At 59.9% G+C, this 20,360-nt stretch carries 17 protein-coding genes and 6 tRNA genes; 5 read left to right on the top strand and 18 right to left on the bottom strand.

The window, feature by feature from the left end; translation table 11 throughout:
• Positions 1-84: 84 nt before the first annotated feature.
• The gene (locus Q0Z71_RS06550) at positions 85-1,242 is read left to right on the top strand and encodes a tyrosine-type recombinase/integrase (protein ID WP_298019802.1); all 1,158 of its coding nucleotides are present in this window, start codon (positions 85-87) and stop codon (positions 1,240-1,242) included.
• Positions 1,243-1,373: 131 nt separating this feature from the next.
• Here the strand turns inward: Q0Z71_RS06550 and Q0Z71_RS06545 are convergent.
• The 6 genes from Q0Z71_RS06545 to Q0Z71_RS06520 all read right to left on the bottom strand — a co-directional run bounded on the left by Q0Z71_RS06545 (position 1,374) and on the right by Q0Z71_RS06520 (position 2,610).
• A tRNA-Lys gene (locus tag Q0Z71_RS06545) sits at positions 1,374-1,449 on the bottom strand.
• A gap of 33 nt (positions 1,450-1,482) precedes the next feature.
• Positions 1,483-1,557 (bottom strand) — tRNA-Gln (locus Q0Z71_RS06540).
• Positions 1,558-1,608: 51 nt separating this feature from the next.
• Positions 1,609-1,685: transfer RNA gene (locus Q0Z71_RS06535), tRNA-His, on the bottom strand.
• Positions 1,686-1,728: 43 nt separating this feature from the next.
• Positions 1,729-1,805 (bottom strand) — tRNA-Arg (locus Q0Z71_RS06530).
• A gap of 9 nt (positions 1,806-1,814) precedes the next feature.
• Positions 1,815-1,889 (bottom strand) — tRNA-Gly (locus Q0Z71_RS06525).
• A gap of 88 nt (positions 1,890-1,977) precedes the next feature.
• Entirely contained in the window at positions 1,978-2,610 is a 633-nt protein-coding gene (locus Q0Z71_RS06520; protein WP_298019800.1) for a gamma-glutamyl-gamma-aminobutyrate hydrolase family protein, read from the bottom strand.
• A gap of 135 nt (positions 2,611-2,745) precedes the next feature.
• On the opposite strand from Q0Z71_RS06520, the gene Q0Z71_RS06515 reads away from it, so the two are divergent.
• Positions 2,746-2,834 (top strand) — tRNA-Ser (locus Q0Z71_RS06515).
• A gap of 168 nt (positions 2,835-3,002) precedes the next feature.
• Here Q0Z71_RS06515 and Q0Z71_RS06510 read toward each other — a convergent pair.
• From Q0Z71_RS06510 to ahpC, 4 genes are all read right to left on the bottom strand, one after another.
• The gene (locus Q0Z71_RS06510) at positions 3,003-3,233 is read right to left on the bottom strand and encodes a hypothetical protein (RefSeq protein WP_298019798.1); all 231 of its coding nucleotides are present in this window, start codon (positions 3,231-3,233) and stop codon (positions 3,003-3,005) included.
• A 150-nt stretch (positions 3,234-3,383) separates the two neighbouring features.
• Entirely contained in the window at positions 3,384-4,640 is a 1,257-nt protein-coding gene (locus Q0Z71_RS06505) for an MFS transporter (protein ID WP_298019796.1), read from the bottom strand.
• The gene (gene trxB / locus Q0Z71_RS06500; protein WP_298019793.1) at positions 4,640-6,277 is read right to left on the bottom strand and encodes a thioredoxin-disulfide reductase; all 1,638 of its coding nucleotides are present in this window, start codon (positions 6,275-6,277) and stop codon (positions 4,640-4,642) included. Before trxB ends, Q0Z71_RS06505 begins: the two co-directional genes overlap by 1 nt.
• Positions 6,278-6,350: 73 nt before the next feature.
• Entirely contained in the window at positions 6,351-6,914 is a 564-nt protein-coding gene (ahpC, locus tag Q0Z71_RS06495; protein ID WP_298019791.1) for an alkyl hydroperoxide reductase subunit C, read from the bottom strand.
• Positions 6,915-7,049: 135 nt separating this feature from the next.
• On the opposite strand from ahpC, the gene Q0Z71_RS06490 reads away from it, so the two are divergent.
• On the top strand, positions 7,050-7,862 hold the full coding sequence (locus Q0Z71_RS06490) for an SDR family NAD(P)-dependent oxidoreductase (protein ID WP_298019789.1): 813 nt from the start codon (positions 7,050-7,052) through the stop codon (positions 7,860-7,862).
• A gap of 105 nt (positions 7,863-7,967) precedes the next feature.
• Here the strand turns inward: Q0Z71_RS06490 and Q0Z71_RS06485 are convergent, their stop codons facing one another.
• On the bottom strand, positions 7,968-8,936 hold the full coding sequence (locus tag Q0Z71_RS06485) for a metal ABC transporter substrate-binding protein (RefSeq protein ID WP_298019787.1): 969 nt from the start codon (positions 8,934-8,936) through the stop codon (positions 7,968-7,970).
• Between the two features lie 216 nt (positions 8,937-9,152).
• Between Q0Z71_RS06485 and Q0Z71_RS06480 the strand changes: the two genes are divergently transcribed.
• Complete coding sequence (locus Q0Z71_RS06480) at positions 9,153-9,368, top strand: helix-turn-helix transcriptional regulator (RefSeq protein WP_298019785.1); 216 nt, start codon at positions 9,153-9,155, stop codon at positions 9,366-9,368.
• Positions 9,355-9,798 carry a hypothetical protein gene (locus tag Q0Z71_RS06475; protein WP_298019783.1) on the top strand — a complete coding sequence of 148 codons (444 nt, stop codon included), beginning with the start codon at positions 9,355-9,357 and terminating at the stop codon, positions 9,796-9,798. The genes Q0Z71_RS06480 and Q0Z71_RS06475 overlap by 14 nt, the downstream gene beginning before the upstream one ends.
• Before the next feature lie 185 nt (positions 9,799-9,983).
• Here Q0Z71_RS06475 and nifJ read toward each other — a convergent pair whose 3' ends face one another.
• The 7 genes from nifJ to Q0Z71_RS06440 all read right to left on the bottom strand — a co-directional run bounded on the left by nifJ (position 9,984) and on the right by Q0Z71_RS06440 (position 20,192).
• Positions 9,984-13,505, bottom strand: coding sequence for a pyruvate:ferredoxin (flavodoxin) oxidoreductase (gene nifJ, locus Q0Z71_RS06470; RefSeq protein ID WP_298019781.1), 3,522 nt, complete (start codon positions 13,503-13,505; stop codon positions 9,984-9,986).
• 477 nt (positions 13,506-13,982) lie between these two features.
• Complete coding sequence (locus tag Q0Z71_RS06465; RefSeq protein WP_298019779.1) at positions 13,983-15,422, bottom strand: aminoacyl-histidine dipeptidase; 1,440 nt, start codon at positions 15,420-15,422, stop codon at positions 13,983-13,985.
• A gap of 64 nt (positions 15,423-15,486) precedes the next feature.
• Entirely contained in the window at positions 15,487-16,161 is a 675-nt protein-coding gene (locus tag Q0Z71_RS06460; protein ID WP_298019777.1) for a helix-turn-helix domain-containing protein, read from the bottom strand.
• A 106-nt stretch (positions 16,162-16,267) separates the two neighbouring features.
• Entirely contained in the window at positions 16,268-17,425 is a 1,158-nt protein-coding gene (locus tag Q0Z71_RS06455; RefSeq protein ID WP_298019774.1) for a 5-bromo-4-chloroindolyl phosphate hydrolysis family protein, read from the bottom strand.
• A 3-nt stretch (positions 17,426-17,428) separates the two neighbouring features.
• Positions 17,429-17,638, bottom strand: a complete 210-nt coding sequence (locus Q0Z71_RS06450) for a DUF896 domain-containing protein (RefSeq protein ID WP_298019771.1) — start codon at positions 17,636-17,638, stop codon at positions 17,429-17,431.
• 12 nt (positions 17,639-17,650) lie between these two features.
• A complete protein-coding gene (locus Q0Z71_RS06445; RefSeq protein WP_298019769.1) occupies positions 17,651-18,448 on the bottom strand; it encodes an RNA-binding protein in 798 nt (265 codons plus the stop codon).
• On the bottom strand, positions 18,441-20,192 hold the full coding sequence (locus tag Q0Z71_RS06440) for an ABC transporter ATP-binding protein (RefSeq protein WP_298019767.1): 1,752 nt from the start codon (positions 20,190-20,192) through the stop codon (positions 18,441-18,443). The genes Q0Z71_RS06445 and Q0Z71_RS06440 overlap by 8 nt, the downstream gene beginning before the upstream one ends.
• Positions 20,193-20,360: the final 168 nt, after the last annotated feature.

The following is a 20,360-nucleotide window of genomic DNA, read 5'->3' as shown; positions in this document are numbered from 1 at the left end:
CGTCTTGTGCAGCGCTGAAAGATGATTCTTTCCTGCGCTCAATATATCATAGCTTTCGACAAAAAGCAAGGGAGGCGAATCCATTTGGCTAGGGCTAAGAAGCGGGCAGACGGGCGCTATTGCGCTCAAATCTATCTGGGCCGGGACGAGAACGGCAAGCGGCAGTATAAGAGCGTCTACGCCAAGTCCCCGGCAGAACTGAAGGAGAAGGAAACCGCCGTCCGGCTCCAGCTTGGCCGCGGCCTGGATGTGCTTTCCCAGCGGGACAGCTTCGACACCTGGGCGGATGACTGGCTCCGCTTGAAAGAGAAAGAGAACATCACCTGCCGCCAGATGGACAACTACCGCCGCGCCGTGAAGCTCTGGAAAGAGGAATTACAGGGCTTTGAGATCGGCCAGGTGCGGGCGGATGATATCGAACGGGTGCTGATTGCCCTGACAGATCAGGGGCTTTCACAGCGCACAATCAATCTGTACCGCTCTGCCATTCGCCAGATCATGCGGCGGGCCGTGGGCCGGGTCATCCCTGTCAATCCAGAGTCGCAAGTGGAGCTTTCCGCCGTTGGCCGCAAGGAGGAACAGCGCCGCGCCCTGACGGAAGAAGAACAGCAATGGATTTGGAACACACCACACCGGGCACAGCCTGTGGCGGTCATTATGATGCTGTCCGGCCTCCGCCGTGGAGAACTGGCCGCCCTGACCTGGAACGACGTGGACCTAAAGGAGCGGACCATCTCTGTCAACAAGGTCATTGAGTACGATTCCAACGGCGTTCCCAGCCTCCGGCACGTCACCAAATCCGACGCCGGTATGCGGACCGTGGATATCCCGCAGCGGCTTGTCGACTACATGGCGGCTCTGCCAAGAGACAACCTGCTTGTGATCCACAGCGCCAAAGGCGGCGTTATGACAGAATCCGCCTGGGCAAAGCTGTGGCGGTCCTATATGCGGGAACTGAACATCAAGTACGGCACCAGGACCCCCGCCGACCTGGAACGCATGAAGTCCAGCAAACCGGGGCCAAAGGTCTTTGATATGACCATCCCCAACATCACCATGCATTGGCTGCGGCATACCTTCTGCACGCTGATGTATCTAGCCGGGGTGGACGTGGTGCAAGCCTGTGCCCAAATGGGACACGCCGATGTCTCCACAACGCTGCGGATATACACCCACCTGGACGCCATCCACAAAAGAAAGTCCGTGGATAAGCTGGACGCCTATTTGGAAAAGAAAGCTTGACTTGCATTTTGACTTGCACACTTTGAAAAAGCCAGTACTTTTGAGGCCATATTCGGAGAACATATCTCAGGTTCCAGAAAAAGAAAAATCCTCACAGCCCTGTATTTTCAAGGCTTTGAGGATTTTTTCTCTGGTGACCCGGCGGGGATTCGAACCCCGGACCCACTGCTTAAAAGGCAGTTGCTCTGCCGGCTGAGCTACCGGATCATATATATACACCATCAATATGGTGAGATCAACTGGCTGGGACGGCTGGACTCGAACCAGCGGATGAGGGAGTCAAAGTCCCTTGCCTTACCACTTGGCGACGCCCCAATGTGGAAGGAAAATAGGGGATCGGGGTAACCCCGATCCCCTACTTTTGTCTGGGGTGGGAGATGGGACTCGAACCCACGACACCCGGAACCACAATCCGGTGCTCTAACCAACTGAGCTACACCCACCACATATAGAAAACAATACTGACGCTCGCTCCAAAAGGAGAGCTGGTACGCCAGAAGGGACTCGAACCCCTGGCCCACTGCTTAGAAGGCAGTTGCTCTATCCAGCTGAGCTACTGGCGCGAATTTCATTGGAGCAGGTGACGAGAATCGAACTCGCATCCCCAGCTTGGAAGGCTGGTGCCCTGACCATTGTGCTACACCTGCATTTGCCCTCCATGGAAAATGTCAGCTTGGATATATTACCATACTCCGGCATCTCTGTCAAGCTGTTTTCACGCAAATTTTTGCATTTTTATCGCCGGCACTGGGCCAAAAACCAGGCAAACAGCAGATCTCCATCTGCTGCGCCGCATTTTGCAAACCGTCCGCGCAGGCGCTCTGGATGCCACTGGACAGCCCAGACCGGCAGCGTCTGGTGGCAAAGCGCCTCAACCACGCCATCCCCAGTCCACTGGACTGCCCGCAGACCGCTTCCAAGCCGGTCCACCGCCTGGTGGTGGGCGCTGTTCACAACATTCTCTTCGCCATACAACACGGAAAACGGCGACGGCAGTGTGCGGACGCTGTGGAGCCGGTCCGTCCCCTCCACTGCACAGTGTCCCGGCAGGTCCTGGAAAAGGGTTCCTCCAAAGAATACGTTGATGGTCTGAAGCCCTCGGCAGATACCCAATACAGGCCTCCCCGCCGCTGTGAACCTGTCCAGCAAGTCCCACTCCGCCCGGTCCCTAACCGGGTCCAGGTCTCTGGACCCGCGATTTTCCTGTCCATACCGCCAAGGTTCCAGATCTCCCCCACCGGGCAGCAGCAGCCCATCACAGTCCTTCGGATCTCCGCCAAAGCACGCTGTCCCTCCTGCTGCTGCTATGGCTTCAGCATAATTCTCATATTGATTTTCACTGCCCCAGATGTAGATTTGTCCCTTCACAAGCCATTCCTCCTATCCCAACCATATTCTATGCAAAAATCTTATCCCGGTTCCATCCAGTTTTGCTCTTGCATCGGCCATGAAAGTATGGCATAATAGCTTCTGGTGACTGGATTGGGGACTCCGCATATCTTTGGAGCGGTATCGAAGTGGTCGTAACGAGCTTGACTCGAAATCAAGTTGTCCGCAAGGGCACGTGGGTTCGAATCCCACCCGCTCCGCCAGCTCAGAAAAAGCCCTAAGGCGATGAAAAGGCCTTAGGGCCTTTTCATACGCCGGACGTGCTTTTTCTTCGCTTCCGACCGCGATTCGCTCCGCTGGATTCGCGGTCGGGATGGACAGGGTTGCGTAAGAAAGCATTTTTCTTGCCTTGGTACACGTCGGAGCAAGCGTCATATCACTTGCTCCGACTTTTTTGCAAAAGTCCGAGCGCGCTCATTCCGCTGCTCCTCCTCTCCAAACCGAACCCGCTTACGCTGGGCTTCAGTTTGGTTTTTGACAAACCCTTTGGCTGAAAAAAATACTTTTCTCCCCTTGATACAGCTCAGGAAATCCCGATTTGGCACGAATCCTCTCTTTGCGGTGAGGATTCGTAACTGGACAGGGATTTTCTTTGTTTTCACCCATACCCCGCCTTGTCTGGCTCACGGGTGGAATCAGGGCGTAAACTTGCAGGTTTTGTCTCAACTGAGTTGTGCCTTTCGTCTTATGGGACGATTTCCAAAATTCCCATCCAGCCAAAGCTCCCCATCGGCCGGTGGGGAGCTTTCTCTCTAAAGCGGACGTTTTGCTTTGCGCCAGGCGGGGCATTCCGCCGCCGTGCACCGCATCCGCCAGCCCAGCATAATTCCAAGGCTGGCGCTGCCCAGCAGTACGGCCAGCAGGACCAGTACGGCGGAATAACTGCCCGTCGCATCGTAAATAAAGCCATAGGCCGGGACCAGCAGGATGGAGGCCAGCGGAGCACCCATGGAAACTTTTGCATAGATCTTTTCATAATCCATTTTCCCATAAAAGGTCAGCGTCAAAATCGGTGCGAGGACTGCGATGCTGGAGCTGGCGACGCCGTGCAGAAACGCGGATGCTGCGAAGACGGCAAAGCCTGTTCTGCTGAATAGAAATCCCGCGACGGCCAAAAGCCAGAGTGCAATGATCCCATAGCAAGTCTTGAGTCCGCCGATCCGGTCGCATACCAGGCCAATGGCAATGGAGCCTATGGCGCTGCCCAGCGAGGCGAGAGACATGGCGAGGCCCGCCTGCCCCAAAGAGTAGCCCAGCAGTCCGCCGTAAGTCGGGATGTGCTGGGTGAACACCGCCGCGCCGGTCATAGCGACCATAAAAAGCAGCAGCAGGACAAACGAGGCGGAATGCGTCGCGGTCTTTTCCGGGATCTCAACACCGCCTGTACCTCCCGCGGCAGAGGCCGTCTGCCCCACTCCCGGCTCAGCGGGGTCCTCTGCGGCGGGCCTGTCCCGCAGCAGCAGGAGCGCAGCGGCGGCCACAGCGAAAAACGCGGCCAGACCGGCGAAGAAATAGGCCCCGCGCCAGCCGCCGGTCTCAATCATTTTTGATATGACCGGCTGCAGTACGGCGGCAAACAGCCATACAAAGGCCATTTGGATTCCCAGGATCAGGCCGGTATTTTGAGGAAACCAGCGGTTGATCAAAATCGGTCCCAAGAGGCTCACCAGGATCGCCGCGCCCATGGCCTGTGGAATGGCGAGCAGATACCACCCGGACACATGGTCTAAAAGGCCGAAGCCCGCAAAGGACAAGCCTTGCAGGGCGGCGGCCGCCAGCGCCAGGAGCCGGACAGGACAGCGGTCGATCAGCCTTCCGGCCCAGGGCAGCCACAGAACCGTGACCACCGACATGATGCTGAAGTAAAGTGACAGCGTTCCCACACCCACGCCGAGTTCCTGGGAGACCGGTGCGATAAACAGGCTGGCTGTCATGTTGATGCCGCCGGCGGCAAAGCCGCGGATCAAAATGACGCCTGTCAGCACCCACAGGGCTTGTCGTCTCTTCATCACTGCGCGCTCTCTATGACATCCAGGATCTGCGCCATGCTCTGGGGTCCAAAATGGATGCTTTTCCCCTGGACGATCAGCGCCGGCACGCTCATAAGGCGGTACTTGCGCTGAAACTCATGGAAAAGTCCCACATCCACCATCTCCGCCTCGATCTGGGGATTCAGCATGGCAATGCGCTGGGCGGCGATCACCACCTCCGGGCAGAAGTGGCAGGAGAGGGAGACCGCAATCTGCACCTGAACCGGCTTTTGAATGGATGCGATCCGTGCCCTTAACGCGGCGTCCATCTCCTGGCCCGGGCCCCCATAGTGATAGATGGCAAAAATCAGGGAGTTGAACTCATGTCCGCCTGGGATGCCGCTGAATTTCACGCCGCTGTACTGTCCATCTCCGCCGCACAGCGCAAAGGCCGGCCATCGCTCAAAAGCCACTGGACAGGCCCGGTCATGCTTAGGGTAAGCCCGCAGGGACAGGTGCGGACTCTCTTCACACAGCTGGCCCAGCAGGTCCTTGAGTTCTTGTGTTTTGACATCGTCAGGTTCTCCGGCCATCACCAGCACGACGTCCCGTTCCAGCTTGCGGAAGACCGGGCGGATCTGGCTCCGCAGGGCTTCCGTTAAGACGCCCTGGGACGCGGCGGACGTCTCTTCCCGGAGATCCTTCCGGGCCTGCGCAGGGGCGATGCCCAGCTTTTCTTTTTTCCGGAGAATATACGTCCCCGCCTGTGTGGCCGCGATGGCGCCGTCGGCAGTAGCTGTCACCAGCTGGCGCAGCTCCTTGGGCCGGACATCTCCCGCGGCGTATACGCCGGGCAGGTTCGTTTCCAGCCGATCGTCTGTCTGGATATATCCGTCCCCGTCCAGCTCCACCTGCCCCTGGAACAGTTCGGAGGCGGGCTGGTAGCCCACGAATACGAAAATGCCGAACATCCCGTCCTCTTCAGGGACAGTGTAAGTGGTGATCTCCCCGGTCCTGTTGTTCCGCATCTCCGCGCCCTTCAGCGTCTCATCTCCATAGGCCCGGATCAGCTCGGTGTTGAACTTCACTTCGATCTTGGGGTGGGAAAGCACCTTTTGGGCAACGGCCTTTTCACAGCGGAAGGCGTCCTTTCTCACCAAAACCGTCACCTTTTTGGCAAAGCGGGTCAGGTAGAGGGCCTCCTCCGCCGCGCTGTTGCCGCCGCCGATGACAAAAACATCCTTGTCCTGGAAGAAGAAGCCGTCGCAGGTGGCGCAGTAGCCGACGCCTCGGCCCCGGAATTCCGCCTCTCCCTCAAATCCCAGTTTTCGCGGGGTCGCGCCAGTTGCTAAAATAATCGCATAGGCTTCAAATATGCCGGCGCTGGTCTCCACACGCTTTCGCTCCCCCGCCAATTGAACGCTGTGGACCGTGCAGCTCTGGAACTCTGCCCCAAAGGACCGGGCCTGTTCCAGCATCCGCTGCATCAGCTCCGGCCCGGACGCGTCCGGCACGCCTGGATAGTTGCCGATCTCGTTGGTGGTGGCCGCCTGCCCGCCCAGCGCGCCGTTCTCCAGGATCAGGGTGCGGAGCTGTGCCCGCCCCGCATAGATCCCTGCGGTCAGTCCCGCGCAGCCGCTGCCCAGAATGATCAGATCATAGATCTGCTGTTCCATATTCCTCTCTCCTTGTAGAAAAATTACCGCAAACCAGCGGAGTCCCGGCTGGTTTGCGGCAAATCGCCTGTTTTCAGATCTTGCCGATCAGATCCAGGCTGGGAGTCAGGGTTTCCGCGCCGGGTCTCCACTTGGCGGGGCACACCTGGTCGCCGTGTTCGGCCACAAACTGTGCCGCCTGCACCTTGCGCAGCAGCTCCTCCGCATCACGGCCGATGCTGTTGTCGTTGATCTCGCAGGCTTTGATCCGGCCCTCGGGATCGATGATGAAGGTCCCTCGCAGGGCCATGCCGTCCTCCTCGATCAACACCTCGAACATACTGGACAGCTTTCCGGTGGGGTCGGCCAGCATGGGGTATTGAATCTTGCGAATGGTATCCGACGCATCCGCCCAGGCCTTGTGGACGAAGTGCGTGTCGGTGGAGACGGAATACACTTCACAGCCGATCTCCTGAAAGGCCCCGTAGTGCTCCGCCAGGTCCCCCAGCTCCGTGGGACAGACAAAGGTGAAGTCCGCGGGATAAAACACGAATACCGACCAGTGGCCCTTGACGCTCTCCAGGGTGACCTCCCGGAACGCGCCGTTCTGATAGGCCTGAACCTTGAAATCCTCCAGCTTTTTTCCAACCAGCGGCATAAATACCCTCCTATAAATCGTTTTTGGTCATTTACGCTGGCCCTATTTTGCGTCTCAAATATGTTTTTATACAAAGCGTGAAGGCTGCACATACTTGCAGATGGAGCCAAACGAAATCAACAACAGGAGGCTGTTATGAACGATCTAAAGGGCAAAACCGCGCTGGTCACATCCGCCACAAAGGGCATTGGCCTGGCCTGTGCCCTGAAGCTGGCGGAACAGGGCGCGCAGGTCTTTATGGCGGTGCGCCGGGTTGCGGACACACAGTCCATCTGCAGCGCCCACCGGGCGGAGGGCTTGCGGATGATCCCCATCTATTTTGACGCGACTGAGACAGACAGCTATGCCGCCATGGTGGAGGCTGTTATCCAACAGGCCGGAAAAATCGATATCCTGGTGAACAATTTCGGGATCGGACAGCCCGGCGAGGACCTGGACCTGGTGAACGGCAGCGAAGCCGCTTTTTTCAGGATCCTGGAGCTGAATCTGGGCAGCGTCTACCGCATCTCCAAGCTGGTGGTCCCCCATATGTGCGCCGGCGGCGGCGGGAGCATCGTCAACATCTCCTCCATCGGCGGCCTGATCCCGGATGTCACCCGCATCGGCTACGGCGTCTCCAAGGCCGCCGTCAACAGCATCACCCAGCAGATCGCCTTGCAGTATGCCCGGAACAACATCCGCTGCAACGCCGTTCTGCCGGGTCTCACCGCCACGGACGCGGCGATTCAAAATATGCCGGAGGCGTTCGTGCGCTCCTTCCTCTCCCACGTCCCGCTGAACCGCATCGGAAGGCCGGAGGACATCGCGGACGCCGTGCTCTTCCTGGCCGGGGACGCCTCCTCCTATATCACGGGACACATTCTGGATGTGGCCGGAGGCTATGGGCTGGGTACGCCCCAGTACGCGGAATACACCGGACGGCAGGCGTCCGGCCCAGCAGCCCCATGAGTTCTCTCCCCTGCCGGTTCTGCGAAAACCGGCAACGCGCCGGGCCGCCGGTCCTCACATGGAGAAAAGCCGCCTGAAAACGTGTTTTCAGGCGGCTCTTCATATTTACATATGGGTTTTCAGCGTCTCCAGATTCTCCCGCATCAGCGACACATAGGTGGCGCCGTTATCCAGCTCCTCCCGGGAGACGTTATGGCAGGTGTGGAACCGGGCCGTCTCCACGCGGGCAGCCTCGGCGATACTGTCCGCCACCAAGTGATTGGAGAATTCGATATACCAGACTGTGGGAATATGGTCCCGCTCCACTTTGTCGGTCAAAAATGCGATGGTCGCCGCAGAGGGCTCCGTCTGGGTGCTGCACCCCGGAAAGGCCGCGTAGTAATCCAGATCATATGCCTCCGCAAAATACCGCAGGGGAAAGCGGTCTCCAAACACAATGGTCCTGTCGGGACGGCTCTGGAAAAAGGAGGTGAAATCCCGGTCCAGTCCGTCGATCTCCCCGGCATAGCGGCCGGCGTTCGCGCGGTATATCTCTGCATTCTCCGCGTCCAGCGCCGCCAGCGCCGCTCCAATGTCCTGTGTGATCTTGGCGGCATTTCGGGGGGAAGTCCACACATGCTCGTCCATGCCCACCACTTCACCAAGGCCGTGGTCATGGTCCTCATGGCCGTCGTGGTCATGTCCCAGCTCCGCCTGCATCCCCTCCACGGTCTCCTCCTCCAGCAGGTCCACACAGTCCACCATCCGCATCACGGTGCCGTGCGTTTCGATGTTCTCCAGGATCATATCCACCCACGTGTCCGACTCTCCGCCCAGGTACAGGAACAGGTCGCAGTTCTGGACCTTCAGGATGTCCGCCGGGGTGGGCTCGTAGGAGTGGCTCTCCGTGCCGGGAGGCAGCAGCAATTCCACCTCCGCCAAATCCCCAGCCGCGGCCCGGGCGAAGTCATAGGCCGGGAATACCGTGGCCACGATCCGCAGCTTTCCGTCCGCAGGCGCTTCCGCAGCCTCCTGCCCCCCGCATCCGGCCAGCAGCAGGGCACACAATAAAAACAGTGACAGCAACCTTTTCACAGGGCGATCCTCCAAATTGAGAATGATTTTCAGATGTACAATATAGCACGTCCCGGGCAAAAAAGCAATGCCCGTTTCATATCTCCCCCACAGGCGTTCTGAAAAAGAGACGTTTCCTTGATTTATGGAAAATCCTTTTGTAAAGTTACCTTGACAATCCCATTGGAATTTGCTATCTTATTCGTAAAGGAACCTTTACAAGTGGAGGGCAGTATTTTGAGAAACCGCGTCGAGCAGCTGCGCCGGGAGATGGGGTTGAACCAGGAGGCCTTCGCCAGAGCCATCCGGGTCTCCCGGCAGACGGTCAGTTCCATTGAAACCGGCAAATACAACCCCTCGCTGGAGCTGGCCTTTACCATCTCGGACTTCTTTGGCCTGCCCATTGAGGAAATTTTTATCCATGAAAGGAGCTCTTCTGATGAAAAAGCGTAATCTGTGGTGGGCGCTGGGCCTGATGGCTGCGGGCCTTGTGTGTTTTGTCGCCGCTCTGCTGTGGGAGACGCGGCTGTCCAGCCTGTTCTGCGGCTTTGGCGGCGGCCTGGTTTTCAATTCGCTGATCCAGCTGTGGCGGTATGCCAAATGGACACGCCCTGAAAACGCGCCGCTCTACCAGGAGAGGCTGGAACAGGAGCAGATCGACCTGCGGGACGAGCGCAAGGTCATGCTTCGGGACCGCTCCGGCCGCTATGCCTATCTGTTGGGACTGGTTCTCTGCTGTTTTTCGATCCTGGCATTTTCTGTCCTGAACATTTTGGAGATCCAAGTGAGCGGCCTTGCCATCGTCCTGTTTTTGACTGCTTACCTGATCGTGCAATATGCCGCTGGTATTTGGTTCTACCGCCGGCTGAGCAGGCGGTATTGAGGTGCAGAGGAAGGAAACCGCCTTTTGCGCGAGCCCCTCAGCCCCCCGGCGGTTGTCCGGGGAACTCGTTTTTCCGGGATGTGGTGCGCCCCTTCTGGAAACGATACAGAAAAGAGCGGTACCCGATCTCGGGTACCGCTCTTTTTTATGATGCTGTGCTGCACAGATAAGCGTCAGGCAGGGGCTCAGCCCTCGGCCAGCTTCTTGTATCTGGCGTAACGATCAGCGCAGAACGCCTGGGCCGCCTCGAACAGCTCCTTGGCAGTCTCGGGGAAGGTTCTGGTCAGAGAGGCGAACCGGGTCTCGCCCATCATGAAGTCCAGCAGCTGGCCGTTGGGCTCCTTGCTGGTCAGGATGAAGGGATTCTTACCCTCGTCCTTCAACTCGGGCACATAGCGCCACAGGGGCCAATAGCCGCACTCGCTGGCCTGCTTCTCCTCCAGCTGGACCTGGCCCATGCCCTTGGAGATACCGTGGTTGATGCAGGGTGCGTAAGCGATGATGAGGGAGGGACCATGATGCGCCTCGGCTTCCTTCAAAGCCGTGATGAGGTGCTGCTCGTTGGCGCCCATGGCAACCTGGGCAACATAGACGTTGCCGTACGTCATGGCGATGGCGCCCAGATCCTTCTTGCCGGTCTTCTTACCGGCGTTGGCGAACTGCGCCACAGCGCCCAGCTGGGTGGCCTTGGAAGCCTGGCCGCCGGTGTTGGAGTACACCTCGGTATCGACCACCAGAATGTTCACGTCAGCGCCAGAAGCCAGGACATGGTCTAGACCGCCGAATCCGATATCGTAAGCCCAGCCGTCGCCGCCGTACATCCAGACGCTCTTCTTGGGCAGAACATCCTTGTTGGCCTTCATGAAGGCGATGTCATCGGAGGTCTCAGTGGTGGCGTCCAGAGCGGCCACGACCGCCTCGGACAGAGCGCGGGTCTTATCGCTGTTATCGCCCTCGGCCAGCCAGGCCTCGATGGCGTTCTTCAGTGCGACGTCGGAGGTGGCAGCCATCACAGCCTCGGCGTGGGTGGCCATTTGACGGCGCATCTGGTCGATGGACAGCTTCATACCCAGCGCATACTCGGCGTTATCTTCGAACAGGGAGTTGGAGTTGGCGGGGCCATGGCCCTTCTCGTTGGCCGCGTAGGGGAAGGAAGGCGTGGAGGAGCCTACGACGTAAGAGCAGCCGGTGGCGGAGGTAACGAACATCCGATCGCCGAACAGCTGGGACATGAGCTTCATGTAGGGAGCCTCGCCGCAGCCGGCGCAGGCGCCGCTGAACTCGTACAGAGGACGCTCGAACTGAGAGCCGCGGACGGTGAACTTGTCCATGGGGTTGGTCTTGGTGGACAAGGTCAGCGCATGGTCCCAGTTCTCCTGCTCGGGCATCTGTGTCTCCAGCAGCTCCATGACCAGAGCCTTATCCTTGGCAGGGCAGGCGTTGGCACAGGCGCCGCAGCCCTGGCAGTCCAGAGGATCGACCTGCATGCGGAAGGTCAGGCCCTCAAAGCCCTTGCCCTTGGCTTCCTTGGTGACGAAGGAGGCGGGCTTCGCAGCCTCTTCCTCCGCGTTCAGCAGGAAGGGACGGATGGCGGCGTGAGGGCAGACCAGAGCGCACTTGTTGCAGCCGATGCAGTTCTCAGGGAGCCACTGGGGCACCTTCACAGCGATGCCGCGCTTTTCGTACTTTGAGGTCTCAGAGGGGGTGACGCCGTCGGCGTAAGGCATGAACACGCTCACGGGTATGGTATCGCCGGCCTGCTTGTTGACGGGGATCTGGATCTCACGGATGTAGTGAGGCAGATTGGCGTCGGGAGCCTGGGTGTCGTCAGCCAAGGTCTTCCAGGACGCGGGAACATCGATCTTCACGGCGGCGTCAACACCCCTGTCAACGGCGGCGCTGTTCATGTCAACGATCTTCTGGCCCTTCTTGGAGTAGGACTTGACGATAGCGGCCTTCATGTACGCCACGGCGTCAGCGATGGGCATGATGCCGGAGAGCTTGAAGAAGGCAGCCTGCAGCACGGTGTTAGTGCGGTTGCCCAAGCCCAGCTCCATGGCGATAGTGGTGGCGTCGATGGTGTAGAAGTTGATCTCACGCTCGGCGATCTGGCGCTTCACACGGTTGGGCAGGTTCTCCTCCAGCTCAGCGCCGCTCCAGCTGGTGTTCAGCAGGAAGGTGCCGTGGGGCTTGATTTCGGAGACGATGTCGAAGTCCTTGATGTAAGAGGGCTTGTGGCAGGCCACGAAGTCAGCCATGGTGACATAGTAGGTGCTGTGGATGGGCTCATGGCCGAAGCGCAGGTGGGACTTGGTGACGCCGCCGGACTTCTTGGAGTCATACTCGAAGTAAGCCTGGGCGTACTGGTCGGTGTTGTCGCCGATGATCTTGATGGAGTTCTTGTTGGCGCCCACGGTGCCGTCAGAGCCCAGACCCCAGAACTTGCAGGAGATGATGGACTTGCCGGCGGTGACAATGTTCTCGCCAACGGGCAGGGACAGGTGGGTGACGTCATCGTTGATGCCGACGGTGAAGTGGTTCTTCTTCTCACCCTTCATGTTGTCGAACACGGCCTTCATCTGGGCGGGAGTAGTATCCTTGGAGCCCAGGCCGTAGCGGCCGCACAGGGTCTCGATGTTGGTGCGCTTGCCTTCCCACAGGGCGTCGCACACGTCCAGGTACAGAGGCTCGCCAGGAGCGCCGGGCTCCTTGGTGCGGTCCAGAACGGTCAGGCACTTGCAGGAAGCGGGGATCTTCTCCAGCAGACGCTCCATGGAGAAGGGACGGAACAGGTGGACCTGGATGAAGCCGACCTTCTCACCGCGCTCCATCAGATAATCAACGACCTCGGTCAGTGTCTCGCAGACGGAGCCCATGGCTACCACGACGCGCTCAGCATCGGGGGCGCCGTAGTAGTTGAACAGCTGATAGTTGCGACCGGTGACCTCGTTGATCTTGCCCATGCACTCCTCGACGATGGCGGGCAGCGTATCATAGGCGGTGTTGCAGGCCTCGCGGGACTGGAAGAAGGTGTCGGGGTTCTGCAGGGTGTGGCGCAGGGTGGGATGCTCAGTGCTCAGCGCGTGATCCTTGAATCTCTGAACGGCGTCCCAATCCAGCATCTTGCCCAGGTCCTCATAGTCCAGCACCTCGATCTTCTGGATCTCGTGAGAGGTCCGGAAGCCGTCGAAGAAATGCTGGAAGGGGATGGAACCCTTGATGGCGGACAGGTGCGCAACGGCGCCCAGGTCCATGCTCTCCTGCACGCTGGAGGATGCCAGCTGCGCCCAGCCGGTCTGACGGCAGGCCATGACGTCGGAGTGATCACCGAAGATGGACAGGGAGTGGGTGGCCACGGTACGGGCGGAGACATGCATAACGCCGGGCAGCTGAGAGCCGGCGATCCGGTACATGGGAGGGATCATCAGCAGCAGGCCCTGGGAAGCGGTGTAGGTGCTGGTCAGGGAGCCGGTCTCCAGAGAGCCGTGCATCGCGCCGGCCGCGCCGGATTCCGCCTGCATCTCGACCAGCTTCACGGGCTGACCGAACAGATTCTTCTTGCCGTTGGCAGCCCACGCATCCACGTGGTCAGCCATGGGGCTGGACGGGGTGATGGGGTAAATGGTAGCTACCTCGGTAAACGCGTAAGACACGTATGCGGCAGCCTCATTACCGTCCATCGTTTTGAACACTTTGTTCTTTGCCATAAACTTAATTCCTCCTATATTATTTAGTCTAAGCAAAACGAGTTCAGATGGAGTATCTTCTCAGGGATTTCCTCAGGTTTCTCCCCCCCAGATGGGGGAAAATTTGCGCAATATCGCTTTTGCAAATGCTCGTTGCATGTATTTAGTATAGCCCGTGGGCCGGGAGCTTGTCAATTAAACTACAAACAACAAGCATATAGAAATCTGCCGGTTTCCTTTGGTGATTTTTTTAAAAACTTTGTGCCATAATTCTCTATTTTTCGCCCAGGTCCGTCATTACTTACAGTTTTTTCACCGTCTTTTCGTCATTCCGCTTAATGCCGTTCCCTGTCTGCCAACTGTTTCCTCCATGCTCTTTCATGCAAAATGACCGCTCCGGGGATCCGGAAAAAGGGGATCTCTTTCCGTCCGCTTTCAGTCCGGCGGCAGAGTCCACACATGCTGAAGGGCCGGGGAGCGATGCTCCCCGGCCTTTTTTCATTTGGAACGCTTCAGGACCTCCAGAACAAAGTCCCACACCCGCCGGACGGAGCTGACGCGCATCCGCTCCCGGGGCGTGTGGATCTCCAGCAGGTCCGGCCCGATGGACACGCAGTCCAGATCCGGCAGTTTGCCGCACAGCAGGCCGCACTCCACACCGGCATGGATGGCCTCGATCTTGGGTTCCCGGCCGTACTGCTCCCGGAACACCTCTGCCATCCGCTCCCGCAGGGCGGAGTCCCGGCGGTACTCCCAGGCGGGGTAGTCTCCGGCGATATCTACAGTGCCGCCCAGCTGGCCCGCCAGGCAGCGGAGCCGGTCATGGAGCATCTCCTTCTGGCTGGCCACAGAGCTGCGGACGCAGAACGCCGCCGTCAGGGCTTCTCTGCCGGTCTCCAAAATTCCCAGATTCAGTGAGGTCTGCACCAGTCCGGGAATGTCCTGGCTCATCGCCTGAACACCGTTAGGCGCGCAGGCCAGCAGGCACAGCGCCCGCCGGGTGGAGTCCGCGTCCATGGGTGTTTCCCCTGCCATGGTCTCCTCCACAGTGACAGTCAGTGCCGGATCCGCGGCGCGGTACTCCGCCTGGATGAGGCCTGCCAGACGCTCCGCCGCCCCGCCGGCCGTTGCTGCGTCCGCCGTGGAGACGACCGCCTCAGCCGCCGTGGGGATGGCGTTGTCCTTCAGCCCGCCGGTGCAGGAGACCAGCCGCAGCTCCGCAGCCTCCGCCATGGCCCGCAGGATACGGCCCAGCAAAAGGTCCGCGTTGCCCCGGCCCTTATGGATCTCCGCGCCGGAGTGTCCCCCGGTCAGCCCGGATATCCGGACCCGCAGCGCGGTCCCCGCAAAGGGCGACCGCGTCACCGGCAGGCGGCAGGTGGTCACACTGCCTCCCGCGCAGCTGACCGTGAAGATCCCCTCCTCCTCGGAGTCCAGATTCAGCAGCTGCCGCCCGCGCAGGGACGATACATCCAGCGCCGCCGCGCCCAGCATGCCGATCTCCTCCTCGGTGGTCAGCACCACCTCCAGCCGGGGGTGGGGGATCGTGGGATCGTCCAGAATCGCCAGGGCCATGGCCACGGCGATGCCGTCGTCGCCGCCCAGGGTCGTATCCTTTGCGCTGACAAAATCGCCGTCCACCGCCAGGTCCAGGCCCTCCCGCTCCATGTCCTTGGCACAGCCGGGCGTCTTTTCGCACACCATGTCCAGGTGGCCCTGGAGAATGATGGGCGCCGCGTTTTCATAGCCGGGCGCAGCCTCCTGGATGATGATGACATTGTTGGCCGCATCCTGGTGATATTCCAGCCCCCGGGCTTTGGCAAATCCCACGCACCAGTCGCTGATGGCCTTGGTGTTGCGGGAGCCGTGGGGGATGGCGCACAGCTCTTCAAAAAACCGGAATACGCTTTGTGGTTCCAAATGCTCCAATACAGCCATGTTGTCCGCTCCTTTTCCGTGATATCCAGAGTATACCGCACCACACAGGGTCCATGCAACCCCTTCAGCGGTTCAGGCCCAGGAAAAGGCATAGACCCGCAAAAAACGCCAGTTCCGCTCTGTTTTTGACAGTATATAATACTAAATCTCTAATATATTGGCATATCGGATAGCGGAGTTCCGGCATTCCCGCTCCTATCATCGAAGGGAAAAGGACCGCTGCGGCCAGCAGCAGCAACGCCAGCGGCAGCAGCCCCGCCATCAAAAATCCCCGGCGGCAAAGCCGGACCCGGATGCGGATATCCCGCCAGAGGGAGATTGCCGCGGGCAGGAGCGCACCGGCGGCCAAGGCCGCCAGCAGCTGGACCGTCATCCCATAGAGGAAACTGGGCCAGACCAGATAATGCGCCGCCTTGTGCGTCTGGAGCCATGGGACCAGCTTCCATTGCAGAAGCCGCTCTGCCAACACCAAAGCGGCACAGGCCGCCGCACAGATGACGTATTTTTTCTGATACCGGGCATAGCTGTCCACAGCGGGCCGGGGACCGCAGATTAGCCCGTTCACATCCGTCCCCAGCGCCTCTGCCAGGGCTTTCAGCGTCTCGATGTCCGGCTGGGTCCTGGCGGTCTCCCAATTGGACACCGCCTGCCGCGTCACATGGAGCCGCTCCGCCAGCGCCTCCTGTGTCACCCCCGCCTGCTTCCGCAGGCGTTTGAGATTCTTTGCAACAGCGTTCATTGGATCACCCTCCTTGCTCAAGTATCCCCCATGGCAGTCCAAAAGTCACGCAATAAACCATTGCAAAGGGAGAAACCGGCACGCCTGACAGCGTGCCGGTCCCGATTTACAGATCCTCCTCCCGCTGGACCGCCGTGCCGCCCAGGCCAAAGTCTTTCTCCACGGTGGCGGTATCCCGCCGGAGCATGGTCTCCATCACCCGGATATCGCTGTCCACATCCAGCACGTCGGCCTTATACAGCTCGTCCAGCTGGTGTTCAAACCCCTTGATGATCGAATCCATGGTGGACTCGATGCGGCTCTTGGCCTGCCGCAGGTTCTCCCCCTCCACACCGGCGGCCTCAAACTGGGCATAGGAGTCCAGCAGCTTTTGGGTGGTGGGCAGGTAGTAGTTCAGGAAGGTGTCGATCTTTCCCCGCTTTTTGGGATCCTCCTCCACCGCCCGGAAAATCTTGGCCGTGATCTCCTCCAGCCGGTCGATCTTGGCGGAGAGAATGGGGTCCGCGATCTCGTCGTTGACCCGGCGGATGTTCCGCAGGATGCCGGAATAGCCCTCCTCCGCCTCCTTGGGCGTGGGGGCGGCCTGGGCCTCCTGCTGTCTGCGCTTCCACTCCGCGTCGGCCTGACCGCTGCGGAACAGGTAGCCCAGTTCCACGTTCAGATACGCTTTGCCGCCGAAGTACCCCTTTTCGATCATCTTCTGGAGGTCCTTCTCCACACGGCGCTCCGGGTAACCCAGGGTGCGGGCCAGCTCCTCCACCGGCATGGCCTCCCGGTCTCCCATGACCGCCAGGTACTTGGCGTAGCGTTTCAGCTGGCGGTCCATGGAAATCCCGCTGAAAAACATGGCCCCGCCGCCCACGGCGATGGCCAGTCCCGCCAGAAAATCCTCCAGCCAGATGCCCAGCCAGTCGTAGGAATACGGGAGCATTCCCAGCGGTTCCGCCGCCGCGATGATGCCCACTGCCGCCACGATGGCGCCCACGATCTTCAGGACCCTTGCGTTGGACTTCTTCGTGGTCGGGGACTTTGTAACTTTGCCAACGGCCTTTTTGGCCTTGCCCGCCTGGGCGCTGTGCTCTTTGACCACAGGCTCTGCCCGCAGAGGCGGCGGAGCCTCCTGCCGCTGCTTTTCGTCGCTGCCAAACAGCTTGGCAAACAGCAGAAACAGCGCCACGGGCCAGATCCCCAGGGCAAACAAAATCACGATCAGCGCCCAGGAGCCAATGTCATTGTCCTTCTTTTTCCGCCCACTGCCCGCCATGGCTTACTCCCCCTTCTTTTTCAGCTTCCGCTTGCGGCCTTTTTCGTCCATGATATAGGTGTTGTCCAGCTGGCCCTTGAGATTGCCCAGCACGGAATCGATATAGGCCCGGCGCAGGACCGCCTGCTCCGCTTTTTCCGCCTCCGTCAGCCCTTCGGCAGTTTTGGCCTTTCGGGCCAGTTCGTTGATGCGGTCAATGGATCTCTGATCCATAGCTCCCCCTCCTCACACATACCGTTTCAGCACGATGGATGTGCGGCCCTTCCGGGTGACGCCGCCCACCTCTGTCAATTCAAATTTTCCAAAGCCCCGGGCGGAGACCGTGTCCCCCGCCGCAAGAAGCTTATCCGGCTTCGTGCACTCCCGCCAGTTCACCTGGACCCGGCCCGAGGTGATGAGGTCCGCCGCCTTGCCCCGGGCCATTTTAAAGCCCGTGGACGCCACGGCGTCCAGCCGCAGGGAGGACACGGTATCCCGCACCTCCTGGCATCGCACCTCCGGCATATGGATGCTGCGGGGCTCGATGGCGGTGACGGTCAGCTTGGCCCGTCCGGCGGAATCCCAGCTTTGGAGCAGAAAATCCGCCACCGTGTCCAGCACCATCAGGTCCGCGCTGCCGGGAGCCACCAGGATATCCCCCACCTTCTCCCGAACGATGCCCATGCCCATGAGACTGCCCAAAAAATCCCGGTGGGTCAGCTTTTCCGCCTCCCGGAAGGACGCCCGCAGGCAGCGGATGGGGCTCTGGCTCTCCGCGTCGTCCGGGTCCATCCAGTCCGGCAGGAAGAGGAACAGATTCCGTTCCGCGCCGCTGTAGCCGCCAAGTCGTGCGTACCCGCTCTCCGGGATCCCCGCCAGCCGCAGCAGGTCTAATGTCATCATCTGCTGCTGGGGGCTTAAAAAGTCTGTGCAGGCCGGCACATTGCGGTTTCCGGCCTGCTCCGCCCGATCCAAAACCTTTGCCAGCAGCAGGCGGTCCTCGCCTACGGCCCCCGTCCGGTCCAGCAGCTTCGACTTATCCATGGCGCAGCTCCTGGGTGCGGACCAGGGCGGCATAGGCGCCGTCCTTTGCCATCAGCTCCTCATGACTGCCCAGCTCCGCGATGCGGCCATCCTCCACCACGGCGATGCGGTCGGCATTGCGGACCGTGGACAGCCGGTGGGCGATGATGATGGTGGTGCGGCCCTGGGAGAGCTTTTCAAAGGTCTCCTGGAGCTTTGCCTCCGTCACGCTGTCCAGCGCGGAGGTGGCCTCGTCCAGGATCAGCACCGGGGGATTTTTCAGGAAGATGCGGGCAATAGAGATGCGCTGCTTCTGCCCGCCGGAGAGCAGGGTGCCCCGCTCTCCCACATAGGTGTTGAAGCCCTCCGGCATGGCGACGATATCGTCATAGATCTCCGCCAGCTTCGCCGCCTGGGCCACCTCCTCCTCGGTGGCGCCGGGACGGCCATAGCGGATGTTCTCCAAAATGCTGGCGGCGAACAGGAACACGTCCTGCTGCACCACGCCCACGTTCTGCCGCAGGGATTCCTGGGTCACCTTGCGGACATCCTCCCCGTCGATGCGGATGGCGCCGCTGGTGACATCGTAGAAACGGGGGATCAGCTGGCAGAGGGTGGACTTTCCGCCGCCGGAGGGACCCACCACCGCCACGGTCTCCCCTGGCCGGATGTGGAGGTCCACCTCGTGGAGCACCGCCAGATCATCCTGATAGGCAAAGCTGACGTGGTCCACGTCGATGCGCCCCTCCACCCGCTGGAGGATCTTGGCGTCCGGGGCGTCCTGCATGGCAGGCTCCGTCCGCATCAGCTCGATGAAGCGGCCCAGGCCGGCGGTGCCGTTGGCAAACAGCTCCGCGAAGGTGGAGAGCTTGCGGATGGGGTTGACGAAGGTGGTGATATACAGACTGAAGGTGATGAGGTCCACGGTATCCATCTGCCCCTCCATGATGAAGAAGCCGCCTGCGGCGATGACCGCCACGGACAGGATGCACAGGAAAAACTCCATGGTGGCGTTGAATCGGCCCATGGCCTTGTGGAACTGGCGCTTGGAGGTCTTGAAGCTGTCGTTGGAGTGCTCGAACTTTTTCAGCTCCGTCTCCTCGTTGGCAAAGGCCTTGGCCGTGCGGATGCCGGACAGGCCGGATTCGATGTCGGCGTTGATGGTGGCGGTCTTCTGCTTCACCCTGGCCGACGCCTCGCTCATGGAGCGGCGGCAGGACCAGACCACCAGGAAGAAAATGGGCAGGATGACGGCGATGACCAGCGCCAGCCGCCACTGGATGCTGAACATGACGGCCAAGGCGCCCACGATGGTGACACCGGAGATGAAGACGTCCTCCGGGCCGTGGTGGGCCAGCTCCGTGATGTCGAACAGGTCCGCCGTCAGGCGGCTCATCAGCTGGCCGGTGCGGTTGCGGTCAAAATAGTCGAAGGACAGCTCCTGCATGTGGCGGAACAGGTCCCGGCGGATGTCCGCCTCCACCAGAATGCCGAAGGTGTGGCCCCAGTAGCAGATGACATAGGTCAGCACCGCCCGCAGGGCAAAGGCCGCAAGCACCACCAGCATCACGGCGAAAAAGGTCCGGTAGGCGCTCTGGGGCAGCAGCTGGTACATGCACCACCGGGATACCGCCGGGAACGCCAGGTCGATGACGGAGATCATCAGGGCACAGCACAGGTCCATGATGAACAGCTTCCGGTGGGGCTTGAAATAGGACAGGAAGATCTGCAGGGATGTTTTTTGCTGGAATTCTCGGGTCGTCATATGGATGCTCCTTGTCTGTTTACATATCAATACAAGTACATATGATATCACGGTTTTCCGTTCCGCGCAATGAAATCTCACGCTTTTGCGCTTCACATTGTGTAGGATTACAATAGATATTGGACAGTTGAATAAAAAGGATGAAGGATAGAGCCTCATCTGTTAAAG

The organism is uncultured Dysosmobacter sp. (genome assembly GCF_947631635.1).
In the GTDB taxonomy this organism is placed as follows: Bacteria; Bacillota; Clostridia; order Oscillospirales; family Oscillospiraceae; genus Oscillibacter.
Note: the sequence above shows the minus strand (reverse complement) of the source record. Positions and strands in the feature narration are given on the sequence as shown.